Source organism: Streptomyces sp. NPDC052236 (genome assembly GCF_044548015.1).
Classification (GTDB): domain Bacteria; phylum Actinomycetota; class Actinomycetes; order Streptomycetales; family Streptomycetaceae; genus Streptomyces.
Genome location: NZ_JBIUBL010000028.1, coordinates 32,061 through 44,786, shown reverse-complemented (window position 1 = coordinate 44,786; position 12,726 = coordinate 32,061). Strand labels below are relative to the sequence as shown.

14 protein-coding genes and 2 pseudogenes are annotated in these 12,726 nt (G+C 69.0%); 11 read left to right on the top strand and 5 right to left on the bottom strand.

Translation table 11 applies throughout. The features are described from left to right. Positions 1 to 122: 122 nt before the first annotated feature. Together ACIHCQ_RS34865 and ACIHCQ_RS34860 are read left to right on the top strand one after the other, a co-directional pair. A complete protein-coding gene (locus ACIHCQ_RS34865; RefSeq protein ID WP_399671773.1) occupies positions 123 to 362 on the top strand; it encodes a hypothetical protein in 240 nt (79 codons plus the stop codon). Next, positions 362 to 748, top strand: coding sequence for a toxin Doc (locus ACIHCQ_RS34860; RefSeq protein ID WP_399671770.1), 387 nt, complete (start codon positions 362 to 364; stop codon positions 746 to 748). The genes ACIHCQ_RS34865 and ACIHCQ_RS34860 overlap by 1 nt, the downstream gene beginning before the upstream one ends. Before the next feature lie 66 nt (positions 749 to 814). Here the strand turns inward: ACIHCQ_RS34860 and ACIHCQ_RS34855 are convergent, their stop codons facing one another. Beyond that, the gene (locus ACIHCQ_RS34855) at positions 815 to 1,636 is read right to left on the bottom strand and encodes a hypothetical protein (protein WP_399671767.1); all 822 of its coding nucleotides are present in this window, start codon (positions 1,634 to 1,636) and stop codon (positions 815 to 817) included. A 253-nt stretch (positions 1,637 to 1,889) separates the two neighbouring features. Between ACIHCQ_RS34855 and ACIHCQ_RS34850 the strand changes: the two genes are divergently transcribed. From ACIHCQ_RS34850 to ACIHCQ_RS34835, 4 genes are all read left to right on the top strand, one after another. Continuing rightward, on the top strand, positions 1,890 to 2,354 hold the full coding sequence (locus ACIHCQ_RS34850) for an AAA family ATPase (RefSeq protein ID WP_399671764.1): 465 nt from the start codon (positions 1,890 to 1,892) through the stop codon (positions 2,352 to 2,354). 80 nt (positions 2,355 to 2,434) lie between these two features. Next, positions 2,435 to 2,968, top strand: coding sequence for a hypothetical protein (locus ACIHCQ_RS34845; RefSeq protein WP_399671761.1), 534 nt, complete (start codon positions 2,435 to 2,437; stop codon positions 2,966 to 2,968). A 181-nt stretch (positions 2,969 to 3,149) separates the two neighbouring features. Next, on the top strand, positions 3,150 to 4,784 hold the full coding sequence (locus tag ACIHCQ_RS34840; protein ID WP_399671758.1) for an IS200/IS605 family accessory protein TnpB-related protein: 1,635 nt from the start codon (positions 3,150 to 3,152) through the stop codon (positions 4,782 to 4,784). A 9-nt stretch (positions 4,785 to 4,793) separates the two neighbouring features. Next, positions 4,794 to 5,612 carry a hypothetical protein gene (locus tag ACIHCQ_RS34835; protein WP_399671755.1) on the top strand — a complete coding sequence of 273 codons (819 nt, stop codon included), beginning with the start codon at positions 4,794 to 4,796 and terminating at the stop codon, positions 5,610 to 5,612. 157 nt (positions 5,613 to 5,769) lie between these two features. On the opposite strand, the pseudogene ACIHCQ_RS34830 reads toward ACIHCQ_RS34835, so the two are convergent. After that, positions 5,770 to 6,205, bottom strand: a pseudogene (locus ACIHCQ_RS34830) (VOC family protein). Between the two features lie 85 nt (positions 6,206 to 6,290). Continuing rightward, positions 6,291 to 6,587 (bottom strand): annotated as a pseudogene (locus ACIHCQ_RS34825) (site-specific integrase); the annotation flags it as partial. 413 nt (positions 6,588 to 7,000) lie between these two features. Between ACIHCQ_RS34825 and ACIHCQ_RS34820 the strand changes: the two are divergent. Then, entirely contained in the window at positions 7,001 to 8,017 is a 1,017-nt protein-coding gene (locus ACIHCQ_RS34820) for a hypothetical protein (protein ID WP_399671753.1), read from the top strand. 558 nt (positions 8,018 to 8,575) lie between these two features. Here ACIHCQ_RS34820 and ACIHCQ_RS34815 read toward each other — a convergent pair. After that, positions 8,576 to 9,574 carry an NADP-dependent oxidoreductase gene (locus ACIHCQ_RS34815; RefSeq protein WP_399671996.1) on the bottom strand — a complete coding sequence of 333 codons (999 nt, stop codon included), beginning with the start codon at positions 9,572 to 9,574 and terminating at the stop codon, positions 8,576 to 8,578. 127 nt (positions 9,575 to 9,701) lie between these two features. On the opposite strand from ACIHCQ_RS34815, the gene ACIHCQ_RS34810 reads away from it, so the two are divergent. The 4 genes from ACIHCQ_RS34810 (at position 9,702) to ACIHCQ_RS34795 (ending at position 12,299) form a co-directional block, all read left to right on the top strand. Further along, a complete protein-coding gene (locus ACIHCQ_RS34810) occupies positions 9,702 to 10,295 on the top strand; it encodes a TetR/AcrR family transcriptional regulator (RefSeq protein ID WP_399671750.1) in 594 nt (197 codons plus the stop codon). Between the two features lie 253 nt (positions 10,296 to 10,548). Next, positions 10,549 to 11,247 carry a hypothetical protein gene (locus tag ACIHCQ_RS34805; protein WP_399671748.1) on the top strand — a complete coding sequence of 233 codons (699 nt, stop codon included), beginning with the start codon at positions 10,549 to 10,551 and terminating at the stop codon, positions 11,245 to 11,247. A gap of 57 nt (positions 11,248 to 11,304) precedes the next feature. Then, positions 11,305 to 11,577 (top strand): hypothetical protein, encoded by a 273-nt coding sequence (locus tag ACIHCQ_RS34800; RefSeq protein ID WP_399671745.1) that lies wholly within the window; start codon positions 11,305 to 11,307, stop codon positions 11,575 to 11,577. 236 nt (positions 11,578 to 11,813) lie between these two features. After that, on the top strand, positions 11,814 to 12,299 hold the full coding sequence (locus tag ACIHCQ_RS34795) for a GNAT family N-acetyltransferase (protein ID WP_399671742.1): 486 nt from the start codon (positions 11,814 to 11,816) through the stop codon (positions 12,297 to 12,299). 87 nt (positions 12,300 to 12,386) lie between these two features. Here the strand turns inward: ACIHCQ_RS34795 and ACIHCQ_RS34790 are convergent. Beyond that, positions 12,387 to 12,726 (bottom strand): PaaX family transcriptional regulator C-terminal domain-containing protein (locus ACIHCQ_RS34790; RefSeq protein WP_399671739.1); only part of this gene is annotated, 340 nt, incomplete at its 5' end.

The following is a 12,726-nucleotide window of genomic DNA, read 5'->3' as shown; positions in this document are numbered from 1 at the left end:
CGTCCCTCGCGGTGTTCTGGCTCTCCGGAACGAACAGCGGCGCAGCGCGCCGTCCGGACCCTTGGTCCGCGGCCGGATGCTGAACCTGGCGCGTGGAGGTACCAACTAGGTACCATGAGGTCATGCCATCACTGAACGTGCCCTTCACCGACGAGGAACTCGAGGGTGTGCGCGCGGCCGCCGCCGCCGAGGGCAAGAGCCTCAAGCAGTACCTTCACGACCTCGGCGTCCGCGAAATGCACCGCAAGCGGTTCATCACCGGCAGCGCCGCCTGGGCGGACAGACTGCGCACCGAATTCGACGAAGCGTTCCCCGAGGAGATTCCGCCGGCCCGCCACCAGGACGGGGCCGCGGCCGCCTGATGAGCGCGAGCGTTCTGCACATCGATGTCTCCTGGTTGCTGGACGTCCAGGAGTTCGCCCTCGGCCACGAGGACGTGACGATTTCCGACTACTCCGCCCTGGTGGCAGCCGTCGCACGCCACAAGACCCGGATGCCGACCCTGGAGGCGTCCGACCCGGACGCCGCATGGCGCGCAGCCGCGCTCCTGCACACCATCGTGCGCCTTGAACCGCTGCCGCACCGCAACAGCCTCTACGCCGCTTTCGTCGCCGCCCAGTACATGGACCAGTCCGGCGAGGGCATCGACCCGCCCTACGGAGCCCTGCCCGACCTCGTCCGTAAAATCCGCGACACCCGCCTGAGCGTCTACGCCGCCGCCGATCAACTGCGCTCCTGGAGGATCTGACGCCTCTTTGCGCCGACGGGTCAGCACCGGCGTGTCGACACCTCCGACGCCGCATGGTCCGAAGGATCAGTGATCGTCGGTGATGCTGGTGGCGATGCCGTTGCTGATCTTCACCTCGGCGGAGACGCCCGCGCCCTTCGTGGCCGACTCCAGCTCGCCTTCGGTGCACTGGGTCGCAGCCTGTCCGTCCTCATCACCGCAGATGTCGCCGGTGCCCCAGATCTTGGTGTCCTCGGCAACGAAGAACTGCTGCTCGACACCCTTCATGTCGGACACCGTGAACTTGCCCGGCGCCAGGTAGGACACCGTCCCGAACCAGGTGCCGGACACACCCTTGCCCTTGTTGATGCCCTCGATGGCGGTCTCCCTGTCGCCGGAGGCGGAGCCGTCCTCGCTGTCGTCGACGGCCGGGCCCTCGTCCGGCGCCGGACGCTCGGTGACCTTGGTGGCGACGCCGTCCTTCATCACCACGTCCGCGGCGATCGACCCGTCCTTGAGGGACTTCTCCAGCTGGTCGGTCGTGCACACGGCGTCAGGGGTCGGGCTGTACTTACCGCATATCACGCCGCCCCCGTACACCTTGGTGTCCTCGGCGACAAAGAACTGCTGATCCTTGCCGGACACGCTGACGATGTACTTACCGGGCGCCAGGTACTCCACCAGGCCGCCCGCGAAGGTCCCGCTCACGCCCTTGCCGCCCTTGGCGCCCGCCGTCTTGCCGCCCCCCGTCTTCGAGTCCGCCGCCACGGCCGCACCCGCGGCGCCGGTGTTGCCCGTGGACACGGACCCGCTGTCCGCGGTGTCGTTCTGGCACGCCGTCAGCAGCGCGGTCCCCGCAACAAAGGCGGCGGCGAGCAGGAAGGACTTGGTACGGCGGGCAGAAGCCATGACGGTGTTCCCCTTCAAAGGACGAGCCGGGAGTTTTTCGTGCCGGGACCTACCGGCGGTCTGTGCTGTGATCACCATGCGCCGGGCGAGAGGTCAAAGGCCGTGAAGTCTTCGACTCACGACATCGTTGTCACCATTCCGAGACACAGCAACACTCCTGCACCGAGGAGAAGTTAGGGTGAACCACCCAGGCTCGCCGCCACTCGTAGCGCGGTGGCGCCCGGTGCGCCGGACCAGCACGGGAGGAAGATCGATGGGCCCAGAACAGGGTGGCCGGATCGGTGACCGGGTGAGCGCGGCACGGGAACGTGCCTTCGTGGGGAGAGCGGTCGAGCGGGAACTCCTGCGGGCCGCACTGGCACAGTACCCGGGTGCGCCGACGGTTCTCTTCCTGCACGGTCCTGGCGGCATCGGCAAATCTTCCTTGCTGCGCATGTTCGCTCTCGAAGCGAGCAAAGCGGGAAGGCGCGTCGTCCTCGTGGACGGCCGGACCGTGTCCCCCACCCCCGAAGGCTTCGCGGAAGCTGCCGGGAACCTTGCCCAGGGGCCGCCGGCGGTTCTCCTGGTCGACACCTTCGAATACAGCCAGGGCCTGGAGGAGTGGCTGCGGGAGCATTTCCTGCAGCAGCTCCCGTACGGCACCGTAGTCGTCATCGCCGGCCGCAACGCCCCGGACCCGCACTGGGTCGCGGATCACGGAGCGGCCTGCTCCACGTAGCGGCTCTGGAAGCTCTGACGTCCGACGAAGCCGTCGTCTTTCTCCGCCGGCGCCGGGTGCCGGAGCCGATGCACAGGGCGATGCTGGAATTCACCGGCGGCAATCCGCTGGCTCTGTCGCTGGCAGCCGCGGTGGCCGTCCAGGACAACGGCAAGCACCCCCATGAACAGGCCGACTGGTCACCGAGCCAGGACGTGATCAGCACCCTGCTGAGCCAGCTCGTCGGTGATCCGCCGACCTCGGCGCACCGAACGGCTCTCCAGGTGTGCGGGCGCGCCTACATCACCAGCGAAGCCCTGCTGCGGAGCGTGGTGGGCGGCGAGCGTGCCGGTGAGCTCTTCGACTGGCTGCGCGCGCAACCCTTCATCGAGTCCACCGCCGCCGGGCTCTTCCCCCATGACGTGGTGCGTGAGGCGCTGGAGGCCGACCTGCGCTGGCGCGACCCCGAAGGCTTCGGCGCGCTCCACAAGAAAATGCACCAACACCTTCTGGAAGGTGTACGGCAGGCTCCTCCCTCCCGTGTTCTGCAGGCCGTGGGCGCCCTGCAATACCTGTATCGCACGGAGGGGTTGTGGACTGCTGCCGAAGTAATGAGCGGTGGTGACTTCTGGTGAGCGTGAGTGAGTGCTTGGGTTTGGGTCTGGCCGTTCGAGCCGGTCTTCTTCTGTGTGCGGCGTGCTCCGGGCCCCGTCACGGGAGGGGAACGCGGGTTCTCGGGTCGAATGGGTGACCTTTGCGGGTGGTGCTCGTTGAGTGACGTGACGGGGTTCTTGGGCCTGGGTGGGAGGTGAAGGGGTGGGTGAGTTGCGCGAGTTGGCGGTGTCGTTCCTGGTGCCCGGTCCCGCCGGGGTGGCCATCCGGGACCGGCTGCGGGTGTCGCAGGTGGATGCGGCGGTGCTGGCCGAGGTCGGCGTGTTCCTCGGCTCGCTGGCTGCGGGTGATCTCGCGGAACGCTCCCGGCAGGGCCTGGCGCACGACGCCACCGGGTGGGCGGTGCGCAAGCGGGAGCTGACGGGCACGTCCTCGGCGCGCTGGGCGGGCAGCATCACCAAGGCCACTCATGGTCAGTGGGCGCTGGCGAGGCGCGGCCAGGCGGCCCATCTGGGCCGACTGCGGGGGCAGATCGCGTCGATCGAGGCCAGGCTGGCCCGGCCGCTGGGGGCCAGGGCCAACAAGCGCGAAGGGCTCGTGCGCGGGTACGGCAGCCGGGCGGAGTGGCATGCCAAGTCCCGTCGCCTGCACGCTTTGAAGGACCGGTTGGCGGTGGTGGAGGCGGACTGGACCACGGGCCGGGTGCGGGTGCTGCGCGGCGGCAAACGCCTGGCCCACGCCCGCCACCACCTTCAGGCGGCCGGGCTGAGTGAGCAGGAGTGGCGGGCACGCTGGCAGGCGGAACGGATGTTCCTGGCGGCCGATGGGGAGTCCGGCAAACGGTTCGGCAACGAGACCATCCGCGTCACCGATACCGGACAGGTTTCGATCAAGCTTCCGGCTGCGCTGGCCCATCTGGCCAATGCCCCGCACGGCCGGTACGTCCTGGAGGCGACCGTGCGCTTCCGGCACCGAGGTGCGGAGTGGGCCGACCGGATCACCGCCAACCGGGCGGTGGCCTACCGCATCCACCACGACGTGCAGCGGGAGCGCTGGTATGTGACCGCGTCCTGGCAGCGCGCGACCGCCCCCGTCCTCCCGCTGGATGCGGCCCTGGCCCAGGGTGTGGTGGGGGTGGACATGAACGACGACCACCTCGCCGCGTGGCGCCTGGACGTGCACGGCAACCCGGTCGGAGAGCCGCAGCGCTTCTTCTACGACCTGACCGGCAGCACGCAGCACCGCGACGCGCAGATCCGCCACGCCCTGAGCAGGCTGCTGCACCACACCCAACGTTGCGGGGCCGCGGCGATCGCCATCGAGGACCTGGACTTCACCGACGGCACCAGCCGGGAGAAGCACGGCCGCAACAAACGCTTCCGCCGCCTGCTCTCCCGCTTCCCCACCGGCAAGCTCAGGGCCCGGCTGGTCTCGATGGCCGCCGAGCAGGACATCGCCATCGTCGCGGTCGACCCCGCCTACACCAGCAACTGGGGTGCCCAGCACTGGCAGAAACCGCTGACCACCCCACGACGTGAGATGTCCCGGCACGATGCGGCGAGCATCGCGGTCGGGCGACGCGCCCTCGGACACCCGATCCGGCGACGGACGACACCGCCCCACCCCGACCGGAGCGATCGTGGTGGGCATCGGACCGTCCAGGCCCGACCGGAAGCCCGAAGGCGTGAGGAAACCCGCCCCCACCCGCCCGGACCGCGCACCAGATGCGCCCCGCCGGCCGTGGAGCGAAAGCGGGAGACCAGCCTGCCCAACACCGTTCGGGGCAGCGCCACCGAGCAGCAGTCCTGGCACCAGGACTCACCCCCGCTCAGTGTCTAGGAACGGTTCATGTCCGAGACCCACCACTGGAACCCGCTCGGACGCGTGGCGGACCTGCCGTACACGCCGGCCGACGAAGAAGACGTACTACGGATGGTCCGCGGGAGCGAAGGAGTCCAGTCGGCCGCTGTCGCCCGCTTCTGGCTGGAGCGCCAACCGGGTGCCTTCCGGGTCCAGCGGTCGTACCACGACGGCGGCGACGCCGCCTGTTCCGCCTGGCTGCGCATGTCGGAACCCCATGGCCAGGACGTGGATCCGGTGGCGGCCGCCGCTTGGGCACACGCGCATGCGAACCACCCGCTGCGACCCGGGGAGCACCTCGCCCTGGCCCGGTTCCATGTGCACCCGAAGAACTATCAGCGGCCCTCGCCCGTGATGGATCTGATCCTGTGGCGGATGCTGGGCGAGATCATCCGGGACGGGCAGCTCGCCTGGTCCTTCATCGTGATGCGGGACGACGGCTTCTGGAACAAGCACCTGATCCACTGCGACATGGAACCGGTCGAAGAAGCGGTGACCATCGACGGCCATGCCTACCGCCTCTTCGCACGCGACTGGCGCACGCTGCCTCCGACCTCCTGGCTGACGGTGAAGACGGACATGATGCTGACCGGCGAGTCACAAGGCAGTGACGTCGCGAGAAAGGAGGCCACGGCACGCAGCGAAGTCGCCATCCTGACACGAGAGGAGTTCGACGGATCCGTACGTGCCGGCCTGCGGGCGCTGAGATGGCCGAGCCGGCTGGCGTCGAACCCTCTACAGCTGAGCCGGCGGATCAGCAGCAGGGTGCCCAGAGTGTCCGGATCACCCTCAGCTGGTCGTCGTTGATGTCGTTGACGCGGTCGGCGCCCACCCCGTACCGGTCCCTGCTCGTGGACACCGAAGGGTGGTTCTGGATCAGGACCGTTGGCGTGCCGCGGTACGGCGCCCCTCGTGATGGCGAACTGCACCAGTCGACTCGCGAAGGTGCCGCGTTCGCGGCCCCTCAGTCGAGACAGAACTCGTTGCCCTCGATGTCCTGCATCCCGAGGCACGACTCGTTGACTCCATCGGCAAGCAGTAGTTGCCCGCGTACCGCGCCGAGCGCGACCAGTCGTGCGCACTCGGCCTCAAGTGCGGCCAGGCGCTCTTCACCCACGAGCCCGGTGCCGACCCGCACGTCAAGATGCAGCCGATTCTTGACGACCTTGCCTTCGGGAACGCGCTGGAAGAACAGTCGCGGGCCCACACCTGAGGGATCAATGCATGCGAACGCCGAACCCTGACGCTCAGGCGGCAGTGCGCGATCGAAATCGTCCCAAGTAGCAAACCCCTCCGGTGGCGGCGGTACGACGTACCCCCAACACCTCGCACCAGAAACGAGCGACGCGCTCAGGTTCTGCGCAGTCGAAGGTGATTTGGAACTGCTTGATCGACGCCATCGGTCCATCGTAGAGGCGGGGTCTTTCGTCGTCTCCACGGGGCCGCCCCTGGCCAGGTTGTGGCGCACCTTGAGCCGTGGGATGACAGCGTCTTCTCCCGCAGGTGCACCTCACGCCTCGCGATCAGCCGGTCGATCGCCATCTTCGAGCGGGCCGGGTCCCGGAGTCCGGCGGGGTAAGCCGCTTCGCCCAGGCCGGGACCATCTCATCGTCCGCGACGGACGCCAGTGGCCGGCTCTCGCCGAGCCGCTCGGCGGTCTTGCCCCCCCCGGATCCCGTAGTTGCGGACCGTGTTCGGGTTGCCGAGCGAGCCGAGGAAGACGTCGGCCGCCGACCGGACGGTCAACGCCTTCCCGGCCGGGAACTCGACGACGGCGGGCACCGCTTCCCCTTGCCATAGACAGGGCGTTATGTGCGGGACAACTTCAGAGCGGTCCCGCGACCGACGCCCCGTCAGCCGCCCACCAGGAGCGGCAGATTCTTGGCGCCGGTTTTCGTTCCGATGTTCCTCAACCCCCGAGACGGCGTGACCACGCGCCAGATCACTCAGCTCCGCCGTGCCGCCCGTACGACGGCCGCCCGGGCACAGGCCCGCGATCGAAGTGGGGGGCATCCTGTGGGAGGAGCGTGCCTTACATGCCTGATTCGACTGTGGCGCTCCTAGCAGCAGGTTCGCTTGACAACCCTAGGTCGAGCGCGGTGTGGTGCCGTGATGCCGCACGTCCGGAGAACCGTGCCCGGTCCGCCCCGCGTCCCCACCGGGAACGGACCCGGAACGTACAGAAGGCTCGTCCCATGAAGCGCACCACACAGCACGACCGAACGGCGCCTCCGACGAGCGTGAACCCACAACGCGGCGTCACTGCCGCGGCGTGCGCCGTCCTGCGGCGGCACCGGGGGACTCTGGCGGGTGCGACGGTACGCGTCGTCGGCCTGTCCGGACTGACCGGGCTGCTGATGACGGCCACGATATTCGCGCTCGCCTGGCCCGTCTTCACCCGTATGCGGAACGAACGCATCTGGTACCGCCATGTCGAGGACCCCTATCTGCACGACCACACCGACCTGGCACTGGTCGCCCTCTGCACGCTCCCGCTCTTCCTGCTCCTCCTCGGCATCGGCAGCGCGGCCCTGCAGAGTGTGTGCTCCCGGGCCGTCACAGCGGGGACTCAAGCACCCCCGGAGGGGGGCTGGTCGCGGGCCGCGGTCCGCGACCAGCTGCGACCGGTGCTCGCCGTGTACACGCTGCGCGGCCTGGTCGTATGGCCCCTGCCGCTGCTCGTCGTTGCCGTGGCGGACAGCCTCACCGGCAGCCATCTCGACACTCCGCAACCCCTGGCACCCGGATCGTGGCCCCACACACTCGTCGAGGCCTCCCCGGTGGCGGCCGCGTTCGCCGCTGTGCTGCTGCGCCTCGCGCTCGCCCTCGCCCCGGCCGCCGCGGCCGGCGGCCTCGGCCCCTGCGCGGCCCTGCGCCATTCCTGGTCGCTGACGTGGACGCGCGCCGGAGGGGCCCGCGTCCTCGCCCTCGCGCTGCCGCTGGCCGCGCTCACCGCTGGGGTGCTCCGGCTGGTGGTGCAGCTCGCCCTGCCGCTGCGCCCCCTTGTGCGAGTCCTCCTCGAACAGGCCACGGGAAACTTCTTCGCCGCCTACTACGTCGGCATCCTCGTCCCCGTCATCGTCGGCATCCTGGTCACCGCGGCCCTGACCCTTCCCCTCACGTGCACGGCCTTCGCGGTCCTCCACGACCACCTGCGGTCGCCCCATACCTCTCCCCGACGTGCCGGGGACACGGCGGACTCCACCGCCTGACGCCTCACGCCCGCCCGGGCCCGGGACCAGTCGGGGTTGAGCAAATGGACGGGTCACCACCGACGCGTGGCTGACCGCCGCCGTCGAGCAGACCGGCCAGCCGCCGCAGAGCCTCGTCGACGACGCCCTCGAGCTTCTGTTGAAGAAGCTGCGCGTGCCCAAGCCTGCGACAGCGGACACAGCCGACGCGATGTCCGCGGCAGCGTGATGGCGCGCGGCAGCTACGGCACCCCGATGACCGTCCACCGTCTTCCCCGGCGCCCTCCCGATCCGCGGCGGCAGGGCACCTGCCCGAAGTGCTACGCCATGCAGGGCGAGCAATGCCGCGACCGACCCCGCACCCCGCCCAGGAACGGCGTCCACGCCGAACGCCTCAAGGATCGTCTCGGCGATCTCCTGTGGCGAACCGAGCCGACCGAACGGGTCCGCTCGGTTCGCCACAGCGAGCATCGCGACCACCTGATCGCCACACGCGCCCCAAGGTCTCCGCGTCGGCGTCCCGAAGGCCACCAGTGCCCTGAGGACGACCGCCGGACGCGTCGGTGAGACGGCTCGTTCCTAAGCGACCGTGAGCACGATCTTGCCCTGGATGTGCCCCCGGGCGGCGCGCTCGTGCGCCGCCCGGGCATCCGCGAGCGAAAACGTGCTGTCGATCGCGACGCGAATCTTCCCCGCGTCAAGCAAGCTCTCCAGTTCGGCGAGCTGCGCGCCGCTCGAGCGGACCTGGGCGGCCGTGACCGTGACACCCAGCTCCGCGTTCTCCTCGTCATCGAACTGGCCGAAGTACACCGGGTAGAGGGACCCGCCGCGCTTGAGGGTGCGCAGGAAGCGCCTGCTGTCGGGACCCCCGACGGTGTCCAGGACCAGATCGACGTCACGGACGACCTCCTCGGGCCGCTCCTTGGTGTAGTCGATGAACTCGTCGGCGCCGAGCTCGCGCAGGAACGTCTCGTGGGCGCCGGAGGCTACGGCGATGACGCGGGCCCCCTTCCACTTGGCCAGCTGGAGAGCGAGGTGCCCCACGCCACCGGCAGCGCCGTTGATGAGCACCGTGCTCTCGCTGTCGAGTGCCATCGGGCGGTGCTGGGCCTCTTGGAACGGCGAGGGGTGATCGTGCCCGAGCTCGATCAAGAACTGCCACGCCGTCAACCCCGACATGGCCAGGGCGGCGGCGTGCACGTGGTCGATGCCGGCCAGCTTGCGGGCGAGGTCGGACGCCGGCGCGGTGACGTACTCGGCGTACGCGCTGCTCTGGAGAACGGTGGGGAAGCGCATAAGGCCGATCACCTCGTCTCCGACCGCGAAGCCGTTGACGTCGGCGGCGACGGCTTCCACGACGCCTGAGACGTCGGTCCCCGGAATCAGGGGGAGATGGAACGAGGGCTTGAGCTCGGGGGGTATGTCGGGCATTCCCTCGCGCGCGTACCAGTCAGGAGGGTTGATGCCGACCGCGTGCACGCGCACGAGCACCTCACCCGGCCCCGGCTCGGGAACCGGCACCTCCTCATGACGCAGCACCTCAGGGCCGCCGAACTCGTGCAGCCGGATCGCTTTCATGGTCTGTTTTGGCACAGCTTTCTGTCCTACGTCTCTCGCGGGGTAAACTAAGTGAACCAATGGTCCGTTTTTCTGGACCACTGATCCGAATATATGGACCACTGATCCGGATAGTCAAGGGGAGCAGATGCGGGCCGATGCCAGGAAGAACCGCGACCACCTGCTCGCAGTAGCGGGCACCGCCATCACCGAGCAAGGCGTCGACGTGTCACTGCGCGACATCGCGCGCAGGGCCGACGTCGGGCTCGCGACGCTGCTGCGTCACTTCCCGACACGCGAGGCGCTGCTCGATGCCCTGCTCCGCACGAGCTTCGACGAGCTGGCGGCACAGGCAGCCGAGCTCGAAACGTCGAGCTCGCCCGAAGACGCTCTCGTTTCGTGGCTACGCGACTGCGTCGCGTGGACAACTGAGTATCGGGGCGTGACCGTGCTGATGGCAGCCGCCATCGAGGACACCGAATCCGCACTCCACGCTTCGTGCGTCACCCTGCGCGCGGCCGGTGCGCGGCTCCTCACCCGTGCCCAGGCCGCGGGCATGGCGCGGAGCGACATCGATGGCGCCGATCTGTTTGCGCTGGTAGCCATGCTCGCTTGGCTCGGCGATCAACCCTCGCTCGCGCCACGCGCCGATCGCCTCTTCGATGTTGTCGCGAGCGCGATTCTGACAACTGCAAGGAGCAGCTATGCCGAGGAGGAACGTCGCCCTCGGGCCTGCAGATGAAACCGCCTCGCTTGCGGACCAGCGAAACTCGGCCGCGCGCTCGGCAGGAGCGGTTCGACGCCGAGTTCGCCAAGACGGTCAAGGGCACCGGCATCGAGCCGCGCGCTCCCCGGGAGCGGACCGCGACCGCCGCGAAGCGGCTGACGAAGGCGGCGCGCACGAAGGGGGTGGGCTCGATGCTGTCCTTCCGCACCTTGAGCTTGAGTTTTAACCTCGGATCCGGGTGTGCGGGGCGGCATGGCATCGTGTGTCCGTGCACATCTCGACGGATGATCAGCCACGGCCTCTGGCGACATGCTGGCTCTACTGGATCGCGGTACCAACCGGTGATCAAGCGGGAGTTATGAAGGTGCTGGGGCTCACGCGGCCCACCCCCGTGACGTTCGCGGAAGCCGAGACGCTCATCGAGGAGGACGGCCACGGTGACGCAGATGGAAATCCCGATGGACTCGCTCGGGTGTACGTAAGCCCCGAAGTCGACGGGTGGACGCTGGTCATCGGCCCGTGGTGCGATCCGTGCGACGGTGAGCGCGGCGACGAGGTGCTGCACCTGTGCACCGAACTGAGCACGCGATACGGCCGGGCGCAGGCCTACTACTACGGTTGGCAAGGTGATGGTTCGGCCTGGCTCATCGCCGAGCGGGGCAACGTGCTGCGGCGCTATGGCGCGACGGGGGAGGCCGAGGACACCCTCTTCACGTTGGGTGAACCGCTGCCACTGGAAAGAGCGCGACGGGAGCAGTTGGGCCTGTCACCAACGTGGGACGAGAGCGCACGAGATGACGAGGCCGAAGACGAGTGGAAGTCGGCCGCGTTCGACCTCGCCCCCAAGATCGCCGCCGCCCTGGGCACCAGCCCACTCACGCTGACGGCAGATACGCCGGTGCGTGGCACCGGCGTCCTCGCCTTTACCCCGCACCCCACAGGCGCTGAGGCTGGGCTCGTCACCTGAGGCCACCAGCCCGCCGCGCCCCGGCGCCGCCGGCTCGGCGCGCGCGGCCTGTCCGAGGTGCTGGCCGCCGCGGCCGAGGGCATGCTCGGGGAACGGAGCGGCGAGAAGCGCCATCGTGCGTTGACCGCCACGTACTTCAGGGGGGCGCCCACCCAGGAGGCGGCGGCGGAGCGTCTGGGGCTGCCCTTCTCCACGTACCGGCGGCATCTGACGTCCGCGATCAAGCGGATGAGCGACCTGCTGTGGCACCACGAGCTCCGGGGCACCGCGCTGCCGACCGGGGACGGGAAAGGGAGCGGGAGCGGGAGTGGGAGCGGGGAGCCGGCCTGACAGCGCGACCGGTCGCGACTATTCCCACCTGTACCGCCGCCGTTCGCGGCACCTCCGCCGGTGATGGCCTCCCGTACGCCGTCGAGGCCGGGCAGGTCCTCCTCGGGGCGCGTGGCGAACCAGGTGCCGCCCACTCCCTGGCCGGTGACCTGGCCCGGCTTGGGCCCTTGCCCCACGGCCCGCTTTGGCGTGCGAGGATCGACGAGCAATGTGGCGTGCGAGAGGTAGGGGGAATCGTGCTGATCAGGGCGGCGCAGATGAAGGAGGCCGCGTTTCTGAGCGATCTGGCACTCCGGTCGAAGGCGTACTGGGGCTATGACGAAGCGTTCATTGCAGCCTGCCGGGAGGAACTCACCGTTCGTGAGGCGGAGGTCGAACGCCGACGGGCCACGGTGGCGGAACGGGACGGGCGAATCCTGGGCTTCATCACCCTGGAAGGAGAGCCGCCGGAAGGCATCTTGGGCATGATGTTCGTCGATCCGGATGCCATCGGGCAGGGCATCGGCCGGCGTCTGTTCGAACACATCATCGCCACCGCGCGGAAGCTGGGGTTCGTCCGTGTCACGATCCACGCAGACCCGAACGCCGAGCCGTTTTATCGAGCGATGGGTGCCATACGAATCGGGACAACCCCATCCGGCTCCATCCCTGGGCGGGTAATTCCCCTGATGGCTGTCACCGTCACGGGTTCCCAGGCCGCGGACCACGCCACAGTCCGATGACTTATCAAACAGCTCCTCCCGCCCTCTGGACTCTCCACAGAAACGCCGTGACCGTCTACGCCGTCCTCGTGGATCAGGACTCGGTTCTCAGCGCGTGGCCCGGTCTGCTGCCTCTCGGGTGATGTCGGCGTAGAGACGGAAGAGTGCCGGCCGGGCTTCGCCGTGGTCGCGTTCGTGCAGCGCCGCCCAGCACAGGGCGATGAGCTCCCGGGCCTGGGTGCCGGGCCAGGGCTGGGGCAGGAGCTGAGGCGGCAGCAGCGGGTCGGGCTCCATGGCGCGGGTGAGTTCGGCGGCCAGCTCGACCGCGATGGTGAGAAGTGCGGATGGGGAGAGTGCGGATGGGGAGAGTGCGGATGGGGAGAGTGCGGATGGGGAGAGTGCGGATGGGGAGAGTGCGGATGGGGAGAGTGCGGATGGGGAGAGTGCG